17 protein-coding genes are annotated in these 22,202 nt (G+C 33.3%); 8 read left to right on the top strand and 9 right to left on the bottom strand.

What is annotated here, in order from left to right:
- Window position 1 precedes the first annotated feature (1 nt).
- A complete protein-coding gene (locus D3P13_RS09175; protein WP_117881608.1) occupies window positions 2-1,330 on the top strand; it encodes a glycoside hydrolase 5 family protein in 1,329 nt (442 codons plus the stop codon).
- A 56-nt stretch (window positions 1,331-1,386) separates the two neighbouring features.
- Window positions 1,387-3,522: a glycoside hydrolase family 9 protein gene (locus D3P13_RS09170; protein WP_117881606.1), complete on the top strand. Its 2,136-nt coding sequence runs from the start codon at window positions 1,387-1,389 to the stop codon at window positions 3,520-3,522.
- A 72-nt stretch (window positions 3,523-3,594) separates the two neighbouring features.
- Here the strand turns inward: D3P13_RS09170 and D3P13_RS09165 are convergent, their stop codons facing one another.
- From D3P13_RS09165 to D3P13_RS09140, 6 genes are all read right to left on the bottom strand, one after another.
- A complete protein-coding gene (locus D3P13_RS09165; protein WP_117881604.1) occupies window positions 3,595-4,410 on the bottom strand; it encodes a ThuA domain-containing protein in 816 nt (271 codons plus the stop codon).
- 59 nt (window positions 4,411-4,469) lie between these two features.
- A complete protein-coding gene (locus D3P13_RS09160; RefSeq protein ID WP_198679999.1) occupies window positions 4,470-6,011 on the bottom strand; it encodes a TolB family protein in 1,542 nt (513 codons plus the stop codon).
- 53 nt (window positions 6,012-6,064) lie between these two features.
- Window positions 6,065-7,441 (bottom strand): GH1 family beta-glucosidase, encoded by a 1,377-nt coding sequence (locus tag D3P13_RS09155; protein WP_117881599.1) that lies wholly within the window; start codon window positions 7,439-7,441, stop codon window positions 6,065-6,067.
- Window positions 7,442-7,452: 11 nt separating this feature from the next.
- Window positions 7,453-8,823 carry a sialate O-acetylesterase gene (locus D3P13_RS09150; RefSeq protein WP_117882240.1) on the bottom strand — a complete coding sequence of 457 codons (1,371 nt, stop codon included), beginning with the start codon at window positions 8,821-8,823 and terminating at the stop codon, window positions 7,453-7,455.
- A 55-nt stretch (window positions 8,824-8,878) separates the two neighbouring features.
- Window positions 8,879-9,976, bottom strand: a complete 1,098-nt coding sequence (locus D3P13_RS09145) for an SGNH/GDSL hydrolase family protein (RefSeq protein ID WP_117881597.1) — start codon at window positions 9,974-9,976, stop codon at window positions 8,879-8,881.
- 92 nt (window positions 9,977-10,068) lie between these two features.
- A complete protein-coding gene (locus D3P13_RS09140; protein ID WP_117881595.1) occupies window positions 10,069-10,941 on the bottom strand; it encodes a helix-turn-helix transcriptional regulator in 873 nt (290 codons plus the stop codon).
- Between the two features lie 446 nt (window positions 10,942-11,387).
- Between D3P13_RS09140 and D3P13_RS09135 the strand changes: the two genes are divergently transcribed.
- On the top strand, window positions 11,388-12,221 hold the full coding sequence (locus tag D3P13_RS09135) for a DMT family transporter (protein ID WP_262511829.1): 834 nt from the start codon (window positions 11,388-11,390) through the stop codon (window positions 12,219-12,221).
- 77 nt (window positions 12,222-12,298) lie between these two features.
- On the opposite strand, the gene D3P13_RS09130 is transcribed toward D3P13_RS09135, so the two are convergent.
- The 3 genes from D3P13_RS09130 to D3P13_RS09120 form a co-directional block, all read right to left on the bottom strand.
- Window positions 12,299-13,675 (bottom strand): FGGY-family carbohydrate kinase, encoded by a 1,377-nt coding sequence (locus D3P13_RS09130; RefSeq protein ID WP_117881593.1) that lies wholly within the window; start codon window positions 13,673-13,675, stop codon window positions 12,299-12,301.
- A gap of 1 nt (window position 13,676) precedes the next feature.
- Window positions 13,677-14,957 carry a sugar isomerase gene (locus D3P13_RS09125; protein ID WP_117881591.1) on the bottom strand — a complete coding sequence of 427 codons (1,281 nt, stop codon included), beginning with the start codon at window positions 14,955-14,957 and terminating at the stop codon, window positions 13,677-13,679.
- Between the two features lie 95 nt (window positions 14,958-15,052).
- Window positions 15,053-17,158, bottom strand: a complete 2,106-nt coding sequence (locus D3P13_RS09120; protein WP_198679998.1) for a bifunctional aldolase/short-chain dehydrogenase — start codon at window positions 17,156-17,158, stop codon at window positions 15,053-15,055.
- A 159-nt stretch (window positions 17,159-17,317) separates the two neighbouring features.
- Between D3P13_RS09120 and D3P13_RS09115 the strand changes: the two genes are divergently transcribed.
- From D3P13_RS09115 to rhaT, 5 genes are all read left to right on the top strand, one after another.
- Window positions 17,318-18,355, top strand: a complete 1,038-nt coding sequence (locus D3P13_RS09115) for a GntR family transcriptional regulator (RefSeq protein WP_117881589.1) — start codon at window positions 17,318-17,320, stop codon at window positions 18,353-18,355.
- 203 nt (window positions 18,356-18,558) lie between these two features.
- On the top strand, window positions 18,559-19,383 hold the full coding sequence (locus D3P13_RS09110; protein ID WP_117881587.1) for a phytanoyl-CoA dioxygenase family protein: 825 nt from the start codon (window positions 18,559-18,561) through the stop codon (window positions 19,381-19,383).
- A complete protein-coding gene (locus D3P13_RS09105; protein WP_117881585.1) occupies window positions 19,383-20,093 on the top strand; it encodes a creatininase family protein in 711 nt (236 codons plus the stop codon). Before D3P13_RS09110 ends, D3P13_RS09105 begins: the two co-directional genes overlap by 1 nt.
- A 4-nt stretch (window positions 20,094-20,097) precedes the next feature.
- Complete coding sequence (locus tag D3P13_RS09100; protein ID WP_117881583.1) at window positions 20,098-21,063, top strand: aldo/keto reductase; 966 nt, start codon at window positions 20,098-20,100, stop codon at window positions 21,061-21,063.
- Between the two features lie 64 nt (window positions 21,064-21,127).
- Complete coding sequence (gene rhaT / locus D3P13_RS09095; RefSeq protein WP_117881581.1) at window positions 21,128-22,165, top strand: L-rhamnose/proton symporter RhaT; 1,038 nt, start codon at window positions 21,128-21,130, stop codon at window positions 22,163-22,165.
- The last annotated feature ends 37 nt before the right edge of the window (window positions 22,166-22,202 follow it).

Genomic DNA, 22,202 nt, shown 5'->3' with positions numbered 1-22,202 from the left:
TATGAAAAAAACAACATTAATGTATTTTATGGCCTGTGTTATTCTGTTGTTCTCATGCAAGAATAAACAATCTGATGATGATAATAGTGATACTAATACTAATGCTATTCCTTTAATAACGGTTAAAGATTCTAAATTTTACAAAGGTGAAGCTCCATATTATTTCGTGGGTACAAATTATTGGTATGGTCCTTTAATAGCCGCCAAAAACATTGGAGATCGTGATCGGTTAATTAAAGAGTTAGACCTTATGAAATCAGTAGGTATTGATAATCTGCGTATTTTAGTGGGAGCGGAAGGTGATGGTGGTGATTCTAGAGTGCATCCAGCTTTACAGCCAGAACAGGGTGTGTATAATGAAGATTTACTTGATGGGTTGGATTTTTTAATGTCAGAAATGCGTAAGAGAAATATGTACGCCGTTTTGTATTTAAATAATAATTGGATCTGGTCTGGTGGTATGTCTGAGTATTTGCAATGGAATGGGTATGGAGAAGTTCCTAATCCGTTTTTAGAACAATATTCATGGGATCAGTACATGACTTATACAAGTCAATTTCACAGTTGTAAACCTTGTAAAGAGGCGTTTTATAAACATGTAAAATTTATAATACAACGAACAAATGCGTATACGGGTTTAAAATACTCAGAAGATAATACAGTAATGTCTTGGCAAGTTGCTAACGAGCCAAGAGTTTTAATGAGTCCTAATCATGAAAAAGCTTTTGCATCATGGCTTAATGAAACCGTAGATTTAATAGCTTCATTAGATTCAAATCATTTAATATCAACAGGTACCGAAGGTAAACACGGTTTTTTACAAGATATAGATATGTATGAAAGAGTGCATACGAATAAGAACATTGATTATTTAGTAATGCACATGTGGCCCAAAAATTGGGGTTGGTACGATATTGATAATGAAAAGGAATCTACACTACTTTCTGTTGAAAAAGCAACTACTTATATGGATGAACATATACTGGTTGCTCAAAGGTTGCAGAAGCCCATTGTAATGTCGGAATTTGGATTTCCACGTGAAAAGGAAAGTTTATCAAAAGAAGCTTCCGTTGCAAATAGAAATATTTTTTACAATGCCATTTTTGATAGAATTATAGAGAGCAAAAAGAAGCAAGGTGTTTTGGCGGGTTTAAATTTTTGGGGATTTGCTGGCTATGCAAAAACGAATCCTGATAATGGAAAATGGATGCATGGTGATGATTTTACAGCAGATCCACCCCAAGAACCTCAAGGTTTAAATTCTGTATTTGCTTCAGATACTTCAACGCTCAAGATGATTAAGAAAGCGAATAAGCAATTAATGAAATAGTTTGAAATTCTTAACTATTGTTTTCATTTCGTAATTTTATATCATATAAAAATAGCATGAAATATTATATTCTAGTTGTGTTCATCAGTATTTCATTTTTGATGCAATCGCAAACACTGTCGAAATACATTGTAGTTGATCAATTTGGGTATCGTCCTGATTCTGAAAAAATTGCAGTTATGAGAGATCCTGTTACGGGTTTTGATGCCGCTGAATCATTTTCCCCAGGTGTTCAATATGCATTAGTTAACGCTAATAATGGTGCAACTGTTTATACAGGAAATATAGTTTCTTTCAATTCCGGTTTAGTAGATCCATCATCGGGTGATAGAGCTTGGTGGTTCGATTTTTCTTCATACCAAACTCCAGGCATTTATTATATTCTCGATGTAACTAAAAATTTAAAATCATACGATTTTGTCATCAATGATAATGTTTATGAAGAAGTTTTAAAACATGCTTTTCGTACTTTTTTCTATCAACGAGCCGGGTATTCTAAAGGTGTGCAATATGCTGGTGCAAAATGGTCTGATGGAGCAAGTCATTTGGCCACATTACAAGATTCGCAGTGCAGAAAATTTGATACACCTAATGATGCCTCTTCGCAAAAGGATTTAAGTGGAGGATGGTATGATGCAGGCGATTACAATAAGTATACCTCATGGACGGCCAATTATATTGTTAGCTTATTAAAAGCGTATAAAAAAAATCCTGATGCATGGGGAGATAATTATAACTTGCCTTATTCTGGTAATGGTATTCCTGATCTAATTGATGAAGTAAAATGGGGGCTCGATTACTTGCTAAAATTGCAGAAAACCAATGGTTCCATGATAAGTGTTGTAAGTCTTTCGCAAGCTTCACCGCCGTCCTCAACTACGGGAAGAAGTTTGTATGGAGGTGTAAATACATCTGGTACGTTGGCTTCTGCTGCTGCATTTGCTTATGGGGCTAAAGTATTTAATGAAATGGGAATGACTGTATATGGGGCTGATCTTTTACAAAGTGCGACCAATGCTTGGAATTGGGCAGATAATAACCCGAATGTAGTTTGGGAAAATAATAGTGCTTCTTATAATTCAGTGGGCATAGGTGCTGGTCAACAAGAAACGAATGATTATGGCAGATTGGCTTTTAAAGTAAAGGCGGCAACCTATTTGTTTGATCTTACAAATAATGTATCCTACAAGACATTTGTAGAGAATAATTATCAAGATATTCATTTAATGCTTTGGAATTTTGCGTTCCCCTTTGAACATGAAGATCAAGAGTCGTTGTTGTATTATGCCAGTCTCACGGGAGTATCTTCAATAGTTGCTAACGCGATAAAAAACATCTATAAAAACGCCATGCAATCTTCAAGAAATTTTGGAGGTTTAACAAATGAATTAGACCCTTACTTAGCACATTTGGAGGACTATGTTTGGGGGAGTAATGGTACAAAGTCAAAAAAGGGACTTATGTTTTCAGATTATGTAGGTTATAATATTGATAATACGAATAATGAAGATGCTTTAAGGGCTGCAGAGCTTTATTTACATTACCTTCATGGAGTAAATCCTTTAAATTTTTGTTATCTCTCAAATATGTATGATTACGGGGCTGATAATGGTGTAAATGAATTTTATCATGCATGGTTTGCAGATGGAACGGATTGGGATAATGTGCAGAATGATCCAAAGGGGCCTGCTCCAGGGTTTTTAACGGGTGGACCAAATCCTAGTTACGATTGGGATGATTGTTGTTCATCAGGAGGTTGTAGTGGTCAAACGTGCAATACGGCTCAGGTTAGCAGAATTAAAGGGCAGCCTAAGCAAAAAGCCTATGATGATTTTAATACAACTTGGCCAATGAATTCATGGGAGGTTACCGAAAATAGTAATGGTTATCAAGTTGCGTACATAAGTTTACTATCACAATTTGTTGCCAAAAGTGGTTCTTTATCAGTAAATGAAAACGAAGTTAATTCGCTTAACATAAAGTATTTTCCAAATCCTTTCCATGCAGAATTAAATATTGAAGCCAGCGAAAATTTTAGCTATACTTTTTATGACTTAACAGGGAGGGCAATCAGTTCAGGTAATTGTGATGCTCATTGTAAAATTAATGAAGTTGCTGTAATAATAGGTATTTATCTTTTAAAGATTAAAACTTTGTATGGTTCGAAAATCTTAAAATTAATCAAGCAATAGACAATTTTTTAACACTTATTAGTCTGAACAAAACCCTTCGTTGAGGTCTGAATTTGAGGTTCCTTATGTTATCTATTTATCTTTGATGCCTTTGCCCGTTGCAGCATAATAGATCCCTCCATATAAATGATCTTTAAACCATTGATTTTCATATACTTTTTCAATATGCCCTAAAGCAGTATAAAAAGATCGTCCACCATCAAATTCATGATACCACGAAATTGGATGAAAATTACCCATCCCTTTTCCAGTTCGGTCAACCATTTTACCATTTTTATCCATATCCCTATTTTTCCAAGTAGCTGCAGGGGTATAATAATTTTCATCTACGGTAATAAGATAATTTAAATCACTTACTTTTTCTTCACCAAATTCATACCATTCATCTGTCCATAAAAGTTCATTAGGAAAATGCTCTAAGCCTGGAAAATCATGATTGATAATATTAAGTTTTGCTGTTTGTATTACGGGATGTATATGAAACATTCTACCTACAAGTTTGGTGTACCATTCCCACTCGTATTCTGTATCTGATGCTGCATGGATACCAATATATCCTTTACCAGATTTAATAAAGTTTTCAAAGGCTTTCTGCTCATCGTCATCAAAAATGTTTGCTGTGGTATTTAAAAAGATTACGGCATCCATATTTTTTAACCCATCTTCGGAAATTTTTATGGCTTCTTGTTGTCTTACGACTTTAAAATTATGTTTTGCAGCCAATTCATTGATGGCTGTAATTCCATTTGGAATTGATTCATGATGCCATCCTGCGGTTTCTGTAATTAATAAAACTGTAAATTGCTGCTGGGCAATACTATTCTTAGTAACGAATAGGCCCAAGGAAATAATACATATAAATTGGATAAATCTTTTTTTTAAAATCATTTGAAATAAGTATTGAATCAGTTTAATATTTTTTTTACTAAAAAATGTCTTTACACTAATTAGAATGTATCGGAATTAGTTACAAATGCTATATGCTTACTGTCTTTTGACCAGCTTGGAACGTTTATAGTGCCTTGACCACCATAAATGTATGCAATAATTTTTGGAGTACCTCCTTCAATAGGCATTAATCGTAAGGTACAATGCTTATAAAAAGGATGATTACCAAAAGCAATAGTTGGTGGGAAAGAAATAAAAGCTATCCATTTGCCATCAGGTGAGACATGTGGAAACCAATCTTTAAAATTAGTATTAAAAGTTAATTGTGTAGGATTGCTTCCATCGGCTTGCATTCTCCATAATTGCATATTACCCGTTCTGTTAGAATTAAAAAATATGTATTTACCATCTGGTGAATATTCAGATCCGTCATCAAGATCTTTGGTGTCTGTTAATTGTGTCTCTTTTCTTGATTCAATATCGATACTATAGATGTCATATTTATTATTTCGGTGACCCGTAAAGATTAATTTTTTATTGTCAGGCGAAATTCCATGTAAATAAGAAGCTCCAACACCATCTGAGGTAATCTTTCTTGGAATTGAATCACCTTTTGGATCCATAATATAGATAGAGGAGATTCCATTATTTTTTTGATTATGATGGCTTATGCCCAATATTTTTTCGTCAAAGGAAAATACATGGTCATTATTATTACTAGTTGCAAAGCCCGTTTCTATCTGTTTTACTTCCTTTGTTTTAATATTAAAATTATATAAGAATCCATTAGAGTTGTAGACCAACTCTTTATCTTGATTTATCCAATTAGGAGCCTGTAATGAATGCCCTGAACTAAGTAATGTTTTCCGCTGTCCAGTCTCTATATTCATTATTTCTAAGGTACTTCCTATATAGTCTCTATATTCCATAAAGTCTTTGGAGGCTGGCTTAACAATACGTACATTACTAAATATTGCTTTTTCCATGACATCCGGATTATGCGAACATACATACAAACCTACGAATACCTCATTTCTTAAATTTACTCCCTCTAACTTTGTTGTTACAAGTGAATCACCAAATTTGGCGGTTGACATATAATAATCATGACCTCGACGTTCTAATTGAACAACATCTGGCATTTTATTATCTGATTCAATTATTTGCTCCGTTTCTCCTCCATTTGTTTTTCGGTATTGTAATGATGTCAATCCATCTCCATGAATTGAGGCATGTACCTCAGGTGAATTTGAACTTAAATTATTACGAATCATCCAACCTATTTTACGATGTGGGTCTATACCTTTTCCGACAAATTTCACTCTGGCTCTCAATATGAAATCTCCTTGAATAGATTTGTAGATATATTGAAATTGATCATTTGCTCCCCAAACATTTACTCCGGAACCCGTAATTGTATATTCTTGTGTATCATTATTATAATCAATAGAGCCCTTATTTACAGGGTTTCCAACATTTGTTTGATTCTCAAAAATTCCATAGTTATTTGAATTTTTCATTTGATGATTTGGTTTGATTGATTCCTGTCCATTGGCATACATAATACTCAAGGTGATTGCAATAAGAAATAAATGTTTCATAATTGAAGTTTTTAATTTGTTCTCACTCGTATTCTAAAATCAAATCTAAAGTTTTACCAACCTTTATTTTTAATGATTTTTTTAAACCATAAAGCGGAAGCTTTAGGAATTCTTTTAAGCGTTTTATAATCTATAAAGTTTATTCCAAATCGGATAGAATAGCCCGAGGCCCATTCGAAATTATCAAAGAGACTCCATGCAAAATATCCTTTTAGTTTTATTCCGTTCTCAATTGCCTTATTGCAAGCCTCTAGATATTGTCTGTAATAATCTAATCTGTCAGTGTCATTTATTTCCCCATTTTCTAATTTGTCGTCACAGGCAAATCCATTTTCCGTAATATAAATATCAGGATTGTCATATCGTTTACTAATCCAGTCAAGTAATTTATAACAACCCCAAGGCACAACTGCCCAATTAAATTCTGTTAGAGGCCATGATTCATCTTGCGTTAGTAGTACATCTTGATCTTCAGAAATACCTCCATTGCCATAAACGCTACTTTTTACGTCTTTGTTATCATCTTGAGCAGCGTACATCGTGGTGTAATGATTAAGTCCAAAAAAATCTGAAGAGTTTTTAATCAATTTTTTTTCGTCTACTGTAAATTTAGGCAGTCTATCTCCAAGTCTATCTTTCATTACTTTAGGATAATCTCCTAAGTAAATAGGATCTGCAAACCAGCCAATAAAAAATAAAAGAGCACGCTGGGCAGCTTCAATGTCTTCAGGTTTATCTGTAAGTGGTTCTCTCCAATCGCAATTATTTGTAATTCCTATTATACCATTTTGATGTGCAAATTCCGTTTTGTATAAATTCACAGCATGGGCATGTGCTAATAATAAATGATGACCTACCAAATATGGTTCTGAATTAGAAACTCTGCCTGGTGCGAAAACACCTTGACCATAGCCTAAGATAGAAACCACCCATGGTTCGTTAAGTGTTATCCAGTTTTTAACACGATCACCAAAACGTTTAAAACACACTTTTGCGTAAGCTTCAAAGTAGCAAGTAATATCTGGATTTAACCATCCATCATTTTCCATTTGAAGAGCTAAAGGTAAGTCCCAATGATATAAGGTTACCCAAGGAGTTATATCATTAGCTAACAATTCATCAATTAAATTATTATAAAAGAGGATGCCTTCTTCATTGATTTTTCCTTTCCCTTCTGGCATAATTCTAGACCAGGAAATGGAAAAGCGATAGGCGGTAAATCCTTGAGATTTTAATAAGGCAACATCTTCCTTGTAATTATGATAATGGTCTATGGCTTGATTTGCATTTTCTCCATTTTTTATGCGATTAGGGATGGTACAAAAAGCGTCCCATATTGATGGTCCTTTTCCGTCAATGTTATGTGCACCTTCTATTTGGTAGGAAGAGGTGGCCGTACCCCATACAAAATCATTTGAAAATTTTATCATACGTTAATTGTCTATTTTGTTATAAAAGTTGAAGCAGGTAGATTTGCTTTGTTAAATAAATTTGATTGTACGGTGTTGCCCCATGCAAATCTTACTTTTGTTGGATGTTTTACTTTTTTAGATGAAACCTTTATGGTTTCCTTAAAAATTTTGGCTTTGGCATGGTAAAACTCACCATCATCACCAGCTACTTCAAATAATAGTTGCTTATTACTAAAGTACAGTCCTTCTGCATAGTCAAAATAGACATTTACTTTATTTTTAGTAACGCTAATTTTTTTGAATGATGGGCCATTTACCAAGTCATTATTCTTTTTGTAATGTTTTGTCAAAGCTAAGTTTGCTAACCGTATTCCAACCGTTTTTTTATCTTTAGGATGTATGTCATCTATAGTTGAAATATCACTAGTTACAACCATATCGGTATTTGGGATTTCCATAGATACAATGCGTTGAGCATCTCGTATTATGGCACCATTAAAGTTATTTTCACCATATTGATACGGTGCAATTTGAACAATATAGAATGGAAAGTCATTTTTCCATAAATCACGCCAAGACTTAATTAATGCTGTAAGTGTATGGGTATAATTATTAGAACCGACATTTGCTTCTCCTTGATACCATAATGCACCTGCAATTGTGTAGTCTATCAACGGGTTTATCATCGCGTTAAAAGTTCTGGCTGGTTCTACTGGTCCCCAAGGTACTGGTTTTAATGAATTTGCGGTTTTTAACAATAGTGTATCGTTGTTAATTACTTCTTCAGGCATCCAAGTTTCAGCTGGTGTGCCTCCCCAAGCTGAAATAATTAGCCCTACGGGTACATCTGGATCCACTTCTTGCAATCTTTTTGCGAAAAAATAAGCTAAAGCACTATTTTTTTTCATGGAAATAGGACTGCAAACTTCCCATTGTGAAACAATATTCAGTTGTGGAAATTTTGCACTAATTTTTGGTGCGGTATAAAATCGAATAGTTGATTGATTGGCAGTTTTTACTTCCTCATCACCATTTTCAATACCCCATGCTGCAGACATTTCCATGTTAGATTGCCCAGAACACAGCCAGACCTCACCAATTAAAATATCATTAAGAATTAGTGTGTTATTGCCATTGATGGATATTGTAAAAGGTCCTCCAGCAGATGGAGTTGTAATAATAGTTTCCCAATACGCTTGGTTAGATCCTTTAACTTTATATTCTGTAGCACTCCAAGAGGGTGTTATGACAATTTCTTCATCAGGGTCCGACCATCCCCAGAGTTTAACTTCACTTTTTTGCTGCAATACCATATGGTCTGTAAATATGCTTGGTAGCCTGACGTCAGCAAATGCTATTTGCGAAGCGATTAAGAAAATATATAATAAATGTTTTTTCATATTTAATGATTTAAGGTTAGTGGTGATCATTTTAATTTGTAGAGATTTCAAAAGATTAATTTAATATATTTTTAAAAAATGGTATTAATTTTTCTGCCATTTCTTTGTGCTCATCAGTATTAGGATGTGTAGAGCATCCATGGTTATAGATTTTATCAAATTCAAAAAGTAATATTTCCTTTTTTTTATTTGTAAGAAAGTAATTTTGGATGCTTTTTAAACATGAAACGAGTAGGTCGTTATTTTCACCTTCAATCATTGGGCTATTTAATACTACAATTTTTGCTTCAGGTTGGTGCGAAATCACCATTTTTAGAAAATTAATATAATTCGAAATAAATTTTTCTTTATTAAAAGGCAATCGCATTTTTATGCCATCACCATTAGACATGTCGTTTGTTCCAAGGCATATGCTAATAATATCTGGTTTGTAATTAAAACTATAAGGTTTGGAAGTATCAAGATTCATATATAGATTTTCATATACTTGAGGCATGATAGGTTCTTCGATATTTTCATCATTCCAATTTCTGTAGATTCCTATTCCTGACACAGAATTTAGTATAAAATCTGCTTGTAAGGCCCGTGCAACTCTTGGTCCGTAAGACATATATGCATTGTGTTGATCTATATATGAGCCCGAGCCACATGGGTTTTCGCTAGTGTCTGATGCGGCACCACAGGTAATTGAGTCGCCAATGAATGCTATCTTTATTTTATTCGTTTTTGTGTTTTTTACAAGTTCGTTTACTTCAATGCCTCCAAATAGTATTGCTCCACTAGTGGCTTCTGTAGTTTTAAAAATTCGAAGTGAGTGTTCTTTGTCGGTTTTAGGAATTTTTATGGTATAAGGTCTTATTGAGTCGCTTTTTATTTTTATGCGTCCACTATAATTGCCATCTATTTCTACGGTTACATAATTATACGGTTCAAACTCTCCTTTTAAATAAACGTTGCAAAAGGTTCCTTTAAAAGTAGATGTCACGGAAGCTCCAGATGTAATTAAAGCTATAGTGCTGTCATTTATTATTTCAGTTCTACCTTGATAAGATAAAAAGTGATTATTTGTTTTGTAAAATGTCGTTTTGTTCTTTTGTTGTTGGCATCCAGCTATTGCAATAAAAAAAATGAGAAGATATATTTTGTTAAACATGTAGAAGTTTTAAACTATAAAGTTATGCTAAATCACTAAATTCCACTTAAAATTATTTATCAAATTGTGATATTATTAAAACAAAACTTAAGTTATAAAACTCTTTTAATACCTTCAAATTCTTCTTTGTACTCGCTAGGGGTACAGTCTTTAACTTTTTTGAAGACTCGATTAAAGTTGGCTATATTATTAAAGCCGCATTTAAATGCAATTTCTCCAATACTTAAGTCCGTTTCTATCAACCATCTAGTGGCATAGCTAATACGTGTGTCATTAGTGTACTCTACAAAAGTTTTTCCTGTGCGTTTTTTTATAAATCTGTTAAAGGAAACGGCACTCATGTTTGCAAGTTCGGAAATCTCGTTAAGTGTGATTTTTCGTTCAAAATTTGCCTGAACATATTCATATACTTTTTTTATTTTTTTACTGTTTTCGAAATTTTCATTTTGTGATATATAGGTAGAAAGTAGTCGCTGATTTCTTGAGTTTGCCAAGTCATGTAAAATAGAAATCAATTCCAGAAAATAATCTATACTATCAATTTTAGATAGTTTTAAGATTCTGGGCATTAAGTCTTGAGTAATTTTTTTTGAAAAAAGAATCCCATGATTTGCACGATTAAAGAGGTCTTTTATAGGTTTGAAAATCCTTCGAGATAACATTTTTGAATCAAATAAGTCATCGTGAAATTGAATAGTTATCTCATGAATCTCTTTTTTATCACAATGATAGAGCTCCCAGCCATGTGATAAATTTGGGCCCACTAAAACAAGTTCAAGGTCATCAATTTCTTCTAAACTATCACCAACAACTCGTCTTACTCCTTTTCCATTGTGAATGAAATTTAATTCATATTCAGGATGGAAATGAATTGGAAAGTCGAAGTCGTCTTTAACGCGGTCAAAAACCAAAAAACTATCTTCTGCGGCCAAAGGTGTTATTTCTCTATGAATGTCTTTATACATAATATTTAATTGTAAATGGTAATATAATATCTATAAAATGACAAATTACGATTTATATTTGAAAGTGTTGCTTTAGATCTGTTTTTATTGATAATATCAAATATTTTTAATGCTATTTTCTTAATATTTACGTGTTCTGTTTCTTGAATAGTTTATAGTATTCGTAGAAATATTATTTTTTTGACAATTTAAGCTGAATATAAGTCTATTTGTTTGTCTTGAAGGTTTGTGAATTAATACCGGTGTTTTGCTATTTAAAGAGTGGCATTTGATTAAAAGTGTTAAATGAATTGTTAAGCTCTAGTTTTCTATTTGAAGTAATTTAATTGATAAGTGGATTTTGAACATCAATATGTTCTAAATTAATAAGAAGTGTTATACGTTTAGCAACATTCAATAAATTCCAATACTTTTGCGATTATATAATTTAACAAATCACCTTTTTTTTGAAAAAAGCAATTCAATTTATGATAATTAGTGCCTTAGCATTTGCAATGTTAAATATAGGTGTGAAGTATTTAGGGAAATTTAATGTATATCAAATAGTGTTTTTCAGGGCCTTGGGGTCGTTGTTTTTTACCTATCCATTTTTGATAAAAAAGAAAATTCCTATTGTTGGCAATAGAGTGAAGCTCTTACTTTTGAGGAGTGTCATTGGTTTAATAGCCATGATATTGTTCTTTTCTTCATTGAAGTTACTGTCAACAGGATCGGCTGTTTCAATACGATATATTGCTCCAATTTTTGCTGCTGTATTCGCGTTATTTATTTTGAAAGAACGAATTAAGCCAATCCAATGGTTATTTTTTCTAACAGCATTTGTTGGTGTACTGATGTTAAAGGGTTTTGATTTTAGTAGTTTCGGACTCGGGTATGTTTTTGCATTACTTTCTGCAATTTTTACGGGACTTGTGTTTGTGCTTATACGATTAATTGGAAATAAGGACCATCCGATGGTAGTCGTTAATTATTTTATGACACTAGCATTTTTAGTTAGTGGAGTGCTGTGTATTAATTACTGGATTACACCAGAAGGATGGGAGTGGCTTATGTTATTGAGTTTAGGGGTTTCCGGATATTTTGGGCAGATTTATATGACCAAAGCAATGCAGCAATCGGAAACGAGGTTGGTTGCACCCTTAAAATATATTGAGGTAGGTTTTACAATGATTGCAGGTGTAATTTGGTTCCATGAAGGCTATACTTTACTAAGTGTTTTAGGTATTACTTTAATTGTAATAAGTCTTGTACTTAATGTTTTAGTCGTAAAAAGAAGTTGATGTTAAGTAGATTGTACTTAACTATTTTGAAAAGTTGAGGTTTTAGTAATCGACCATTTCCAAGTTGCATTTTACTATTACTTAATTATAAATGGCACGTGCTTTTTCAAGGAATAATTATCCTTCAAAAATTTTGAGTTTAATTTAGAATCTGAAATGGCTATAGCGGCTCCTAAAGCAGATCCTAATGATGACGTCGTCGTTTTTAATTTCATATCACGTAAATAATGTGATAATAACCGGATAAAGACATCATTGTCTGTAAACCCTCCGTCAACATATAAGCGTTTTATTTTATCGTTTCCAATAACTGTTTTTATACTTTCAACTTGTAAAATTACCAATTCGGTAATTAAATGGTGATAGGCCAATTCAAAATTATCGTAAGGTAATTTAGTTTTTTTAGGCATTGTTTCAGTAGTCAACGATTCCCAAAAAAATAAATGTTCAAAATCAGCTACAATTTTAGTGTATAAATTATAGCTAAAGTCGACTGTTTTATGATAATCAGACGCAACATTATAATGCTTCGCTAACTTTTGAACTTGAATTTTATATTCGTTTCCTAAAAAAATACGAGATGATTTTACAGCCTTACCATTAATACGCATATAGTTTATGCACTCGTTTTCAACCTCTTTCTCAGTAAGTTTCGGGTTAGTGGCGTGTGGATTTAATGAGATACTCCAAGTGCCGGTTGAAACTAAAATAAAGGGCTTTTTGATGCTTCTCACATAAGGAAGTAGTGCTGAAGAACTATCATGAATACCAACGCCAATTTTAATGCGTTTGCCATTGTAGTTCATATTAATACTCGTTTCTGTAGATACGATAGGAGGTAATATTTTATCAATTTCTTCTTCGTAGACCCATTTGTGATAGTCTTTCGTCTCGTAATTCCATAACGAAGTGTGACAACCTATGCTTGTGTATTCACTTAGAGGGATACCTGTAAATATAAAGCTTAAATATTGTGGAAAATGTAATGCGTATTTTACGTGCTTATAAACATCGGGTCTCGTTTGCTTTATCCAATACAATTGCATTCCTGAGTTTAACATTCCTGATTTAGGTGAGCCTGTTTCCGTAGTAAAAGTTTCTTCGGGACCGTACTTTTTATAGAAATCATTTATGATTTTATCATCAATGGGTTTAGTATAATTATAAAGGGGGGTAAGTACGTTGCCATTTTTATCTAAATAAACAATACTTGCACCATAGGTCGAAAAATTAATTGCTTTTATATTGTAATTTTCAGAATCTAAAATTCTGTTAAAAACATCTTTCAACCATTTTTGTAAGGCAGGTAAATTTTCTGTAGGATGCCCATCCTCATCTTCTATTTCATCAAAACGTATATATTCTCTATAGATTTCTTGGTGATCATTATCAAAAAGGAAAAACTTCTTATTTGTTTTTCCGATATCAAATATGGCAGTAACGTGGGTCTTCATTTTATAAACCAGTTGCTTGAGTGTGTTTTCCTCGTTCTTTTAGTAATTGATTTCTCACTTTTAAAGCTCTAAAGGCTGTAATAGGATGTAGGGCACCTCCTTTTTCTAGTCTTGCTTTCTCTAGTAATGGTCTTACATCTGTACGGTACGCCTCTTGTATTATTTCTTGGCAACGCACTACATCGTGTTCTTGCTGAGCGGTTCTTAATGATTTTTGATCAACAAGTAAAGCTTTTGCGTAAGCTTCTTGAATAGCTTCTAATGATTGAATTAAATCTTCTAAAGGATCTTTAATGTTGTGGCTGGCATCAATCATCCAAGCTAAATCTGGATTTTGAGGGTTATTTTCCATACCGTAAACGAGCTCATTAAATATTAAAAACAAAGCATATGGTTTTATACTTCCAACAGTTAAATCATCGTCACCATATTTACTATCATTAAAATGAAATCCACCCAATTTTCCTTTTAGCATTAACGTAGAAACTATTTGTTCTATATTAGTATTAGGAAGGTGGTGACCTAAGTCAACCAAAGTAAAAGCTTTATCTCCACAAGCATTTGCCAACATAAATGAGGTGCCCCAATCTTGTATTACGGTACTATAAAAATTGGGTTCATAGGGTTTGTATTCAATTAATAATTTCCAATCGTCAGGTATGTTTTTATATATTTCTTTAAGGCTATTTTCAGTGTTTGATAAAGCTGATTGAAAATTGCTTTGTCCTGGGAAAGTTGAGCCATCTGCCAACCAAACGGTTAGTGCTTTTGATCCCAGTTTTTTGCCGATTTTTATAACATTAATATTGTGAGCTATGGCCTGCTCTCTGACTCCTTGACTAGAGTTGCTTAACGAACCATATTTATAACTTTCTTTTGCGTTTTTCTGATCTTGAAACGTATTTGAGTTTACAGCGTCAAATTTTAAATCTAACGAAGATGCTAATTCTTTAATGGCACTATAATCTTCTGGTACATCCCATGGAATATGTAATGAAATAGCTCCTGCGGTCTGTGTAAGTGCATGTAATAAACCAACATCTTCCAGTTTTTGTTCTAAATTGGAAGGTTCACCATAAAAGGAAAATCTGCCAAACCGAGTTCCTCCTGCACCCAATGCCCAGCTTGGTATTGCTACTTGGAAGTTGGCAAGTTTGTCAATAATACCCTTAACGTTATGTCCTTTTTCAGATAAAGTGTTTGATATATAATCGTAACTAGTTTTATGAACGGATAACGATACTTTATTAACATGTGCAATTTGATTTTCTGTAATTTTCATATGCTCTTTTTAAAAAAGAGAACTTTCTATAAATTAATACTAATCTATAGAAAGAATCTCAAAATTAATTCAAATAATAATTTTTTTATAATTAGCTATCTTACAAAAGCAGCTGGCATTCCTCCGTCTATATTGATAATGTTTCCTGTGGTTTTATCTAAAATGCCAACTAAGGCAAATACACCATTCGCAATGTCTTTAGGGTAAATTATCTCATTCAATAAGTTTCTTTTTGCATAATGAGCGGGAAGTTCATCTACAGTGATTCCATAAGCTTTTGCTCTTCCTTCTGCCCAGTCTCCTTCCCAAATTTTACTACCGACAATAACGCCATCCGGATTTACAGTATTTACACGTATTTTATCGCTACCTAATTCGGCGGCTAATAATCGTGCCATGTGTTGTTGAGCTGCTTTAGCGGTGCCATAACCAACATTATTAGGGCCAGAAACAAGTCCGTTTTTACTGGCAATACTTATAAAGTCGCCACCTAAGTTTTGTTTTCTCATGACCTCAACAGCTTGCTTTGCAAGCTCAAACTGACCTTTTACAAGTACGTTTTGTAAAATATCCCAATCCTTTTCGGTCGTTTCTTCTAAAGGTTTAGAAATTGCTAAGCCGGCACTGTGTACCACAATGTCAACACCACCAAACTCTAAACAAGCTTTTTTATAAGCGTTTGCTATAGATTCCGATTTAGTAACATCACAAATTGCATAAATGGCGACATCATTTTTGTAGGTTCCAAGAGCTTCTTTTAATCGCTCTTCAGCGATATCTCCGAGTACAACATTTGCTCCTTCTGATGCTAATTTATCTGCAATTGCTTTGCCAATACCTCCACCGGCACCCGTTACAAAAGCAACTTTTCTTGAGAGAGGTTGTTCTTTTGGCATCCGTTGTAACTTCGCTTCTTCTAAAAGCCAGTATTCAATATCAAATGCTTCTTGTCGGGGTAACGAGGTGTATTCCGTAATTGCTTCAGCTCCTCTCATTACATTAATTGCATTGATATAGAACTCACTAGCAACTCTAGTGGTTTGTTTGTTTTTAGCAAAACTAAACATGCCTACTCCAGGGTAAATAATAATTACAGGGTTAGGGTCACGCATTTCAGGACTGTTACTACGTTTGCAAGTATCGTAATAATCTTTGTATTCTTGTCTGTAGACCTCAAAAGCAGGCTCTAATTTTTTTAAAGTTTCTTCTGTATTGCTAACATCATCTTTTGCGTCTAATTTTAGTACTAAAGGTTGTATTTTAGTCCTTAAAAAGTGGTCAGGGCAAGAGGTACCCATTGGTGCTAATCTTACCAGATCATTACTGTTAATGTATTGTAAAACAACCTCATTATCTGTAAAGTGACCAATCATTCTGTTTTCTGAAGAGCATAATCCTCTTAAAAGCGGCATTAGTTGAGCTGCTTTTTCTTTACGTTCATTTTGTGGTACTGATTTTATTTTTTCTCCACCAAAAACATGGTCTTTAGCTTTTATTTTTTGCTCTATATATTCGGAAGCTTGTTCTATTACTTCTAAACTGTTCATGTAACATTCATACGAAGTATCACCCCAGGTAAATAACCCATGACTCCCTAAAACAATTCCTCTGATTCCAGGGTTGTCATTTAAGCACTTTTCTAATTGGAGTCCTAAATCAAAACCAGGTCTTTGCCAAGGTACCCAGCCCATAGTATCTCCCCAAATTTCTTTGGTTACCTTTTCGCTATCCTTTGCCGCCGCAACTGCTATTAATGCATCAGGGTGTAAGTGATCTATATGCTTAAAGGGTAGTAGTCCATGTAAAGGGGTGTCAATAGATGGAGCTTTACTATCCAAATCGTAAATACAGTGGTTAAATAGTCCAACCATTCTGTCTTCATCGTCTAAACCTCCATAAACGTTTTTTAGGTCTCGTAACCGTTCTGTATAAAGTCCAGCTATTCCACTTCTTGTTAACGTTCCAATATCTCCTCCAGAACCTTTTACCCACATTACTTCAACTTCTTTATTGGTTAAAGGGTCTTTTTCAATGGTTTTGCAACTTGTATTTCCACCTCCATAATTCGTTATTCTTAAATCAGCTCCTAAAATATTTGAGCGATATAAAAATAAGGCAACTTGATCATCTCCTAATTTAGAGGCTTTATCGTGGTTCCATAAGTAGGTTACGTGGTTAAATGTATTTTTATCAATGTCCATTAATAATCTTTTTATTATAAGCCTTAAATTTAATTATGAATTAGCAGATAAGTATCCTGTGCTGTACTGTAATTTTATGTTGTTAAAATAACACTTTTAGACTACAAAAATGGTATTTTTGTTAGATTAACGCTCCCTAATACTTGCAAATTTCTTACTATGAATGTATCAGTTATTATTGACGAAAAATCTAAAGTCCCTAAGTATAAGCAAGTTGTAGATTCAATTGTTAGTGATGTTTCAAGTGGTAAACTAAAGTTAGGTGACAAGTTGCCTTCAATTAACGAGTTAAGTGAAGCATCATACCTATCTCGAGATACTGTTGAAAAGGCCTATAAGAATTTAAAAAATAGAAAAATTATAATATCTGTTAAAGGGAAGGGGTGTTATGTTTCTAAAAATGAACTTATCTCTAAAATTAATGTTTTTTTTCTCATTAATAAATTAAGCTCATATAAAATGAAGATATACAATTCATTTGTAAAGCATCTTGAAGGTCTTGGTCATGTTTCATTATTTATTTATCACTGCGATGAATCTTTATTTGTTAATTTAATTAATCAACATGTTGGTGGGTTTAACTATTATGTAATTATGCCACACTTTAAAACTGATAAATTAGATCATATCAGTTTGACAAAAGAGGCATTAACGGTAATGGATAAAATTCCAAATGAAAAAATTATTGTATTAGATAATAAGGTAGATAAAAAGAATGCGTATTCTGAAGTGTATCAAGATTTTGAAAATGATATTTATGATGCTTTAAAGAAAGGTGTTGACAAAATATTAAAGTTTGATAAAATAAATCTAGTTTTTCCTAAAAACACATTCTATCCGTACCCTAGAAGAATTTTACATGGGTTTAAAAAGTTTTGTTTCGAGTATTCTCTAAATTTCGAAATTCTATCTGAAATTTCTGAAAATATGGATATAAAGAAGAATGAAATTTTTATTGTTATTGAAGAAAGTGATTTGGTTAATCTTGTGAAATTAAAACGAGATAATAATTTGGTGCTAGGTAAGGATATTGGTGTTATTTCGTATAACGATACACCGTTAAAAGAACTTCTTGGGATTACAGTAGTGAGCACTGATTTTAAACAAATGGGGGAAACTGCCGCTGAACTTATTTTAAATAAAAAGCACGATAAAATTAAAAACCCGTTTAATTTTATTGATAGAAAATCTACTTAAAGATATAAAATGATTCTGTGAAAGTATGTACTAACGTATGTGATGTTAGTAATTAACTGTTATAGATTCTTAACTGTTGTAAACAGGATAGCACAGGATAAATTACAACAATCATAAATGTATCATTGTGTATAAATTCTATTAAAGTTAATAGTACAACTGTAATTATTAATAGATTTAAGCAGTATATAATACAAAAGAATATGAAACATAAATTATCTGAAACACAAATAAGCTCTTATAGAAATAACGGATTTCTGATCATTGACGATTTTTTATCACAACCTGAAGTTGAGCATTGGAAAACGACTATTGACGAAGCTGTAAAAGCTAGAAAAGGAAGAAAGTTTCCGCATTCTGAAATTAAGACGGGAGCTTCAGATGGTATTAATAAAGATGCTGAATATTTTGGAAAAGTTTTTGACCAAATTATTAACTTATGGATGACCGATGATGGCGTAAAAGAAATTATGTTTGATAAGAATCTCGGTAAGATGGCAGCCGAACTAGCTGATGTTGATGGAATTCGAATTTGGCATGATCAATCATTGGTAAAACAACCTTGGGGTAACCCAACAGCATGGCATTTAGATACGCCCTTTTGGTCATTTAGCCATAGGGAAGCCCTAAGTGTTTGGGTGGCACTAGAAGATGTAACCTTGCAAAACGGATGTTTATATTTTATGCAGGGCTCTCAAAAAGATACCGATTTTATAGAACCAGGAATTGGAGCAAATATGGGCGATATTTTTAGTGATTATCCCAATTATGCTAAAAAGGACCCAACACCATCAATTATTAAGGCAGGATCATGTTCCTTTCATAATGGATTAACAATACATGCCGCAGGTGTAAATATGACACCGTATACAAGAAAAGCAATGACCTGTGCTTATATGCCTGATGGAAGTGTTTTTAATGGAAAACAAAATGTGTTACCAGACGACTATTTCAAATCATTAAAAATTGGTGATCTATTAAATAATGAAGCTCAAAATCCTTTAATTTATCATAAAGATTTGGAGTAATGAAAGATGATATAAAATGGGGGCATTTTGATAAAATGCGTCCTACCCAAATAGAAGAAATTAAAAAGGACTATCCTATTGCTTATTTGCCTTGGGGAGCCATAGAATATCATGGTAGTCATAATCCTACAGGATTAGATACACATAAAGCGACTCATCTTTGCTCTTTGTTAGCAAAAGAAGTAGGAGGATTAGTTTTTCCTCCAATTAGTTTAGCTGCTAATTTAATAAAATCATATCCTGGCGTTGATTTTCCCAATCACTCAATCGAGTTTTCTGAAAAATTAATTCAATTAATTTGTGAAGAGTATTTCGAGCAATTAGCAGAGCAGAACTTTAAAATAGTGGTGTTGTTGTCAGGACATGCAGGTGAGCCACATCTTCAAATATTAAGAGATGTTGCACGTGATTTTAATAAAAAATATCCTCATAAATTCTTTTGGGCTTTAGCAGAATTTGATGTTATACCTGATCATCTTTTGGTAGCAAATCATTCTGCCTTAGGTGAAACTTCCTTACAGTTATATTTTGATCCAGAAACGGTTGATTTAACTAGTTTGCCAAAAGACAGAGAAATATCTTTGGAAATTGATGCGGTTTCTGGAGAAGATCCGCGACCATCAACTGCTGAACATGGAGCAAGAATAGTCAATTCATTTATTGAAAATGCAACTGATAAGTTGGGAGGCATAATAAAAAATTACATTTAAGAATATGAAATATAGAACTTTAGGAAGGACAGGTCTTGAATTAAGTGAAATTAGCCTAGGTACTTGGGCTTTTGGGAATAATGTATATGGTGGCGTTGCGGAGAAAGATGGAATTAAAACGATTAATGCCGGTATAGACCTCGGTATAAATATATTTGATACCGCCCCGCAATATGGAACTGACAAGCAAGATGGTGTTGCAGAAATTGTATTGGGTAAAGCTTTAAAAGGAAAACGAGATAAAGTACATATTTCATCAAAATTTGGTAGAAATCCATGTATTGAAGGTGGGCGTTCTTTGTTTTATAAATCTCGGGTAATCGATTCTGTTGAAGAAAGTTTAAAGCGATTGCAAACAGATTATATAGATGTCCTTTTCTTTCATTCTCCATTTTCCTCAGATGAAATTCACGATGATGTTTGGGAGGGGATCGAGCAAGTTAAAAAACAAGGGAAAGTTCGTTTTATTGGACATTCTATTTCTATGTTTAATCAAACGGAGAATATGGCACGAGAATGGGCAAAAGAAGGGAAAATAGATGTTGTTCAGGTGGTGTTAAGTTTAATGAATAGAGAAGCTCAACAATTGGTGAATACGTTGTCAAAAGAGCTTAATATTGGTGTTTTTGCGAGAGAGTGCTTAGCGAATGGTTTTTTATCAGGTACAATAACAAAAAACACCGTTTTTGAAAAGAATACACTCAACGCTCGGTACTCAAAAACAGCGTTGGCAGATAGGGTAGATCAAGTAGAGGCATTTAAGTTTTTAATTAGAGATGATATTACTAATATGCCACAGGCCGCATTAAAATGGGTGCTAGATCAAGAAGGAATTTCAACTGTGTTATCTGGTGCCAAAAATAGTTATGAATTAGAAGGAGCTGTTTCGGCATCAACAGCAAAATCATTTACAGCAGATGAGTTAAAATTGGCAAAAACCCTGCTAAAGAAAGATTTTGAAGCAGCATAAAACGTTATAAATTCCGAGCATTAATTATATTCTTAAAAAAATAACTAACTAAACAACAAAAGAAATGGGTGCACTAATAGGTTTATTGTTACATGCAATTGGTGGATTTGCCGCGGGTAGTTTTTACATTCCATTTAAGTTGATAAAAAAATGGAGTTGGGAGACATCTTGGCTCGTTTTAGGATTTGCTGCATGGATTTTTGCACCAATTATTATGGCATGGTTTACAGTTCCAAATCTTATTGAAGTATTGGGAGCTAGTGATTCTGAAACCAAATTTTACACTTTCTTTTTTGGAATGCTTTGGGGTATTGGTGGACTCACTTTCGGGTTGTCAATGCGTTATTTAGGTATTGGTTTAGGTATGGCGGTTGCATTAGGTTTTACAGCTGCTTTCGGTACTTTAATACCACCACTTTACAACGGTACTTTTTCGGAATTGCTTCAGACAAAAGGAGGTATTCTTGTTTTAATAGGTGTAATAATAAGTCTTATAGGTATAGCCATAGCGGGTAAAGCGGGTATCTTAAAAGAGAAGGATTTAAATGCAGAAGAGCAAAAGGAAGCTGTAGCAGAATTCAATCTTTCTAAAGGTATGGTTATCGCTGTGATCTCGGGTATTTTAAGTGCTTGTTTTGCATTTGGATTAACAGCAGGTAAGCCTATTGCAGAAGAAGCGTTAAAGCTAGGTGTTAAAGATATTTTTCAGAATAATCCTGTTATCGTTTGGGTACTTTGGGGAGGGTTTTTAACTAATTTTATTTGGACCATAATTTTAAGTATAAAAAATAAAACATTTAGTGATTTTACAGACAAAAACATTCCTAATAAACCAAAAAATTACTTATTAGCAATAGCTGGAGGCGTAACTTGGTATTTTCAGTTTTTCTTTTATGGTATGGGTACAACTTTTTTAGGCGAAAAATATGAGTTTGCCAGTTGGACTTTGCACATGGCATTTATTATTATATTCAGTACCCTTTGGGGAATATACTTTAAAGAATGGAAAGGTGTATCAACGAAAACCATGCGTACTTTATGGCTTGGACTAGCCGTGATTATTTTTTCAACCGTTCTGATAGGAATTGGAAATAGTTTTTAGACGGAGAAACATAATTAGTTAGTGATAACGCAAATTA

The organism is Aureibaculum luteum (genome assembly GCF_003449015.1).
In the GTDB taxonomy this organism is placed as follows: Bacteria; Bacteroidota; Bacteroidia; order Flavobacteriales; family Flavobacteriaceae; genus Aureibaculum; species Aureibaculum luteum.
The sequence above is the reverse complement of the archived record's forward strand: the minus strand, read 5'-3'. Positions and strand labels throughout refer to the sequence as shown.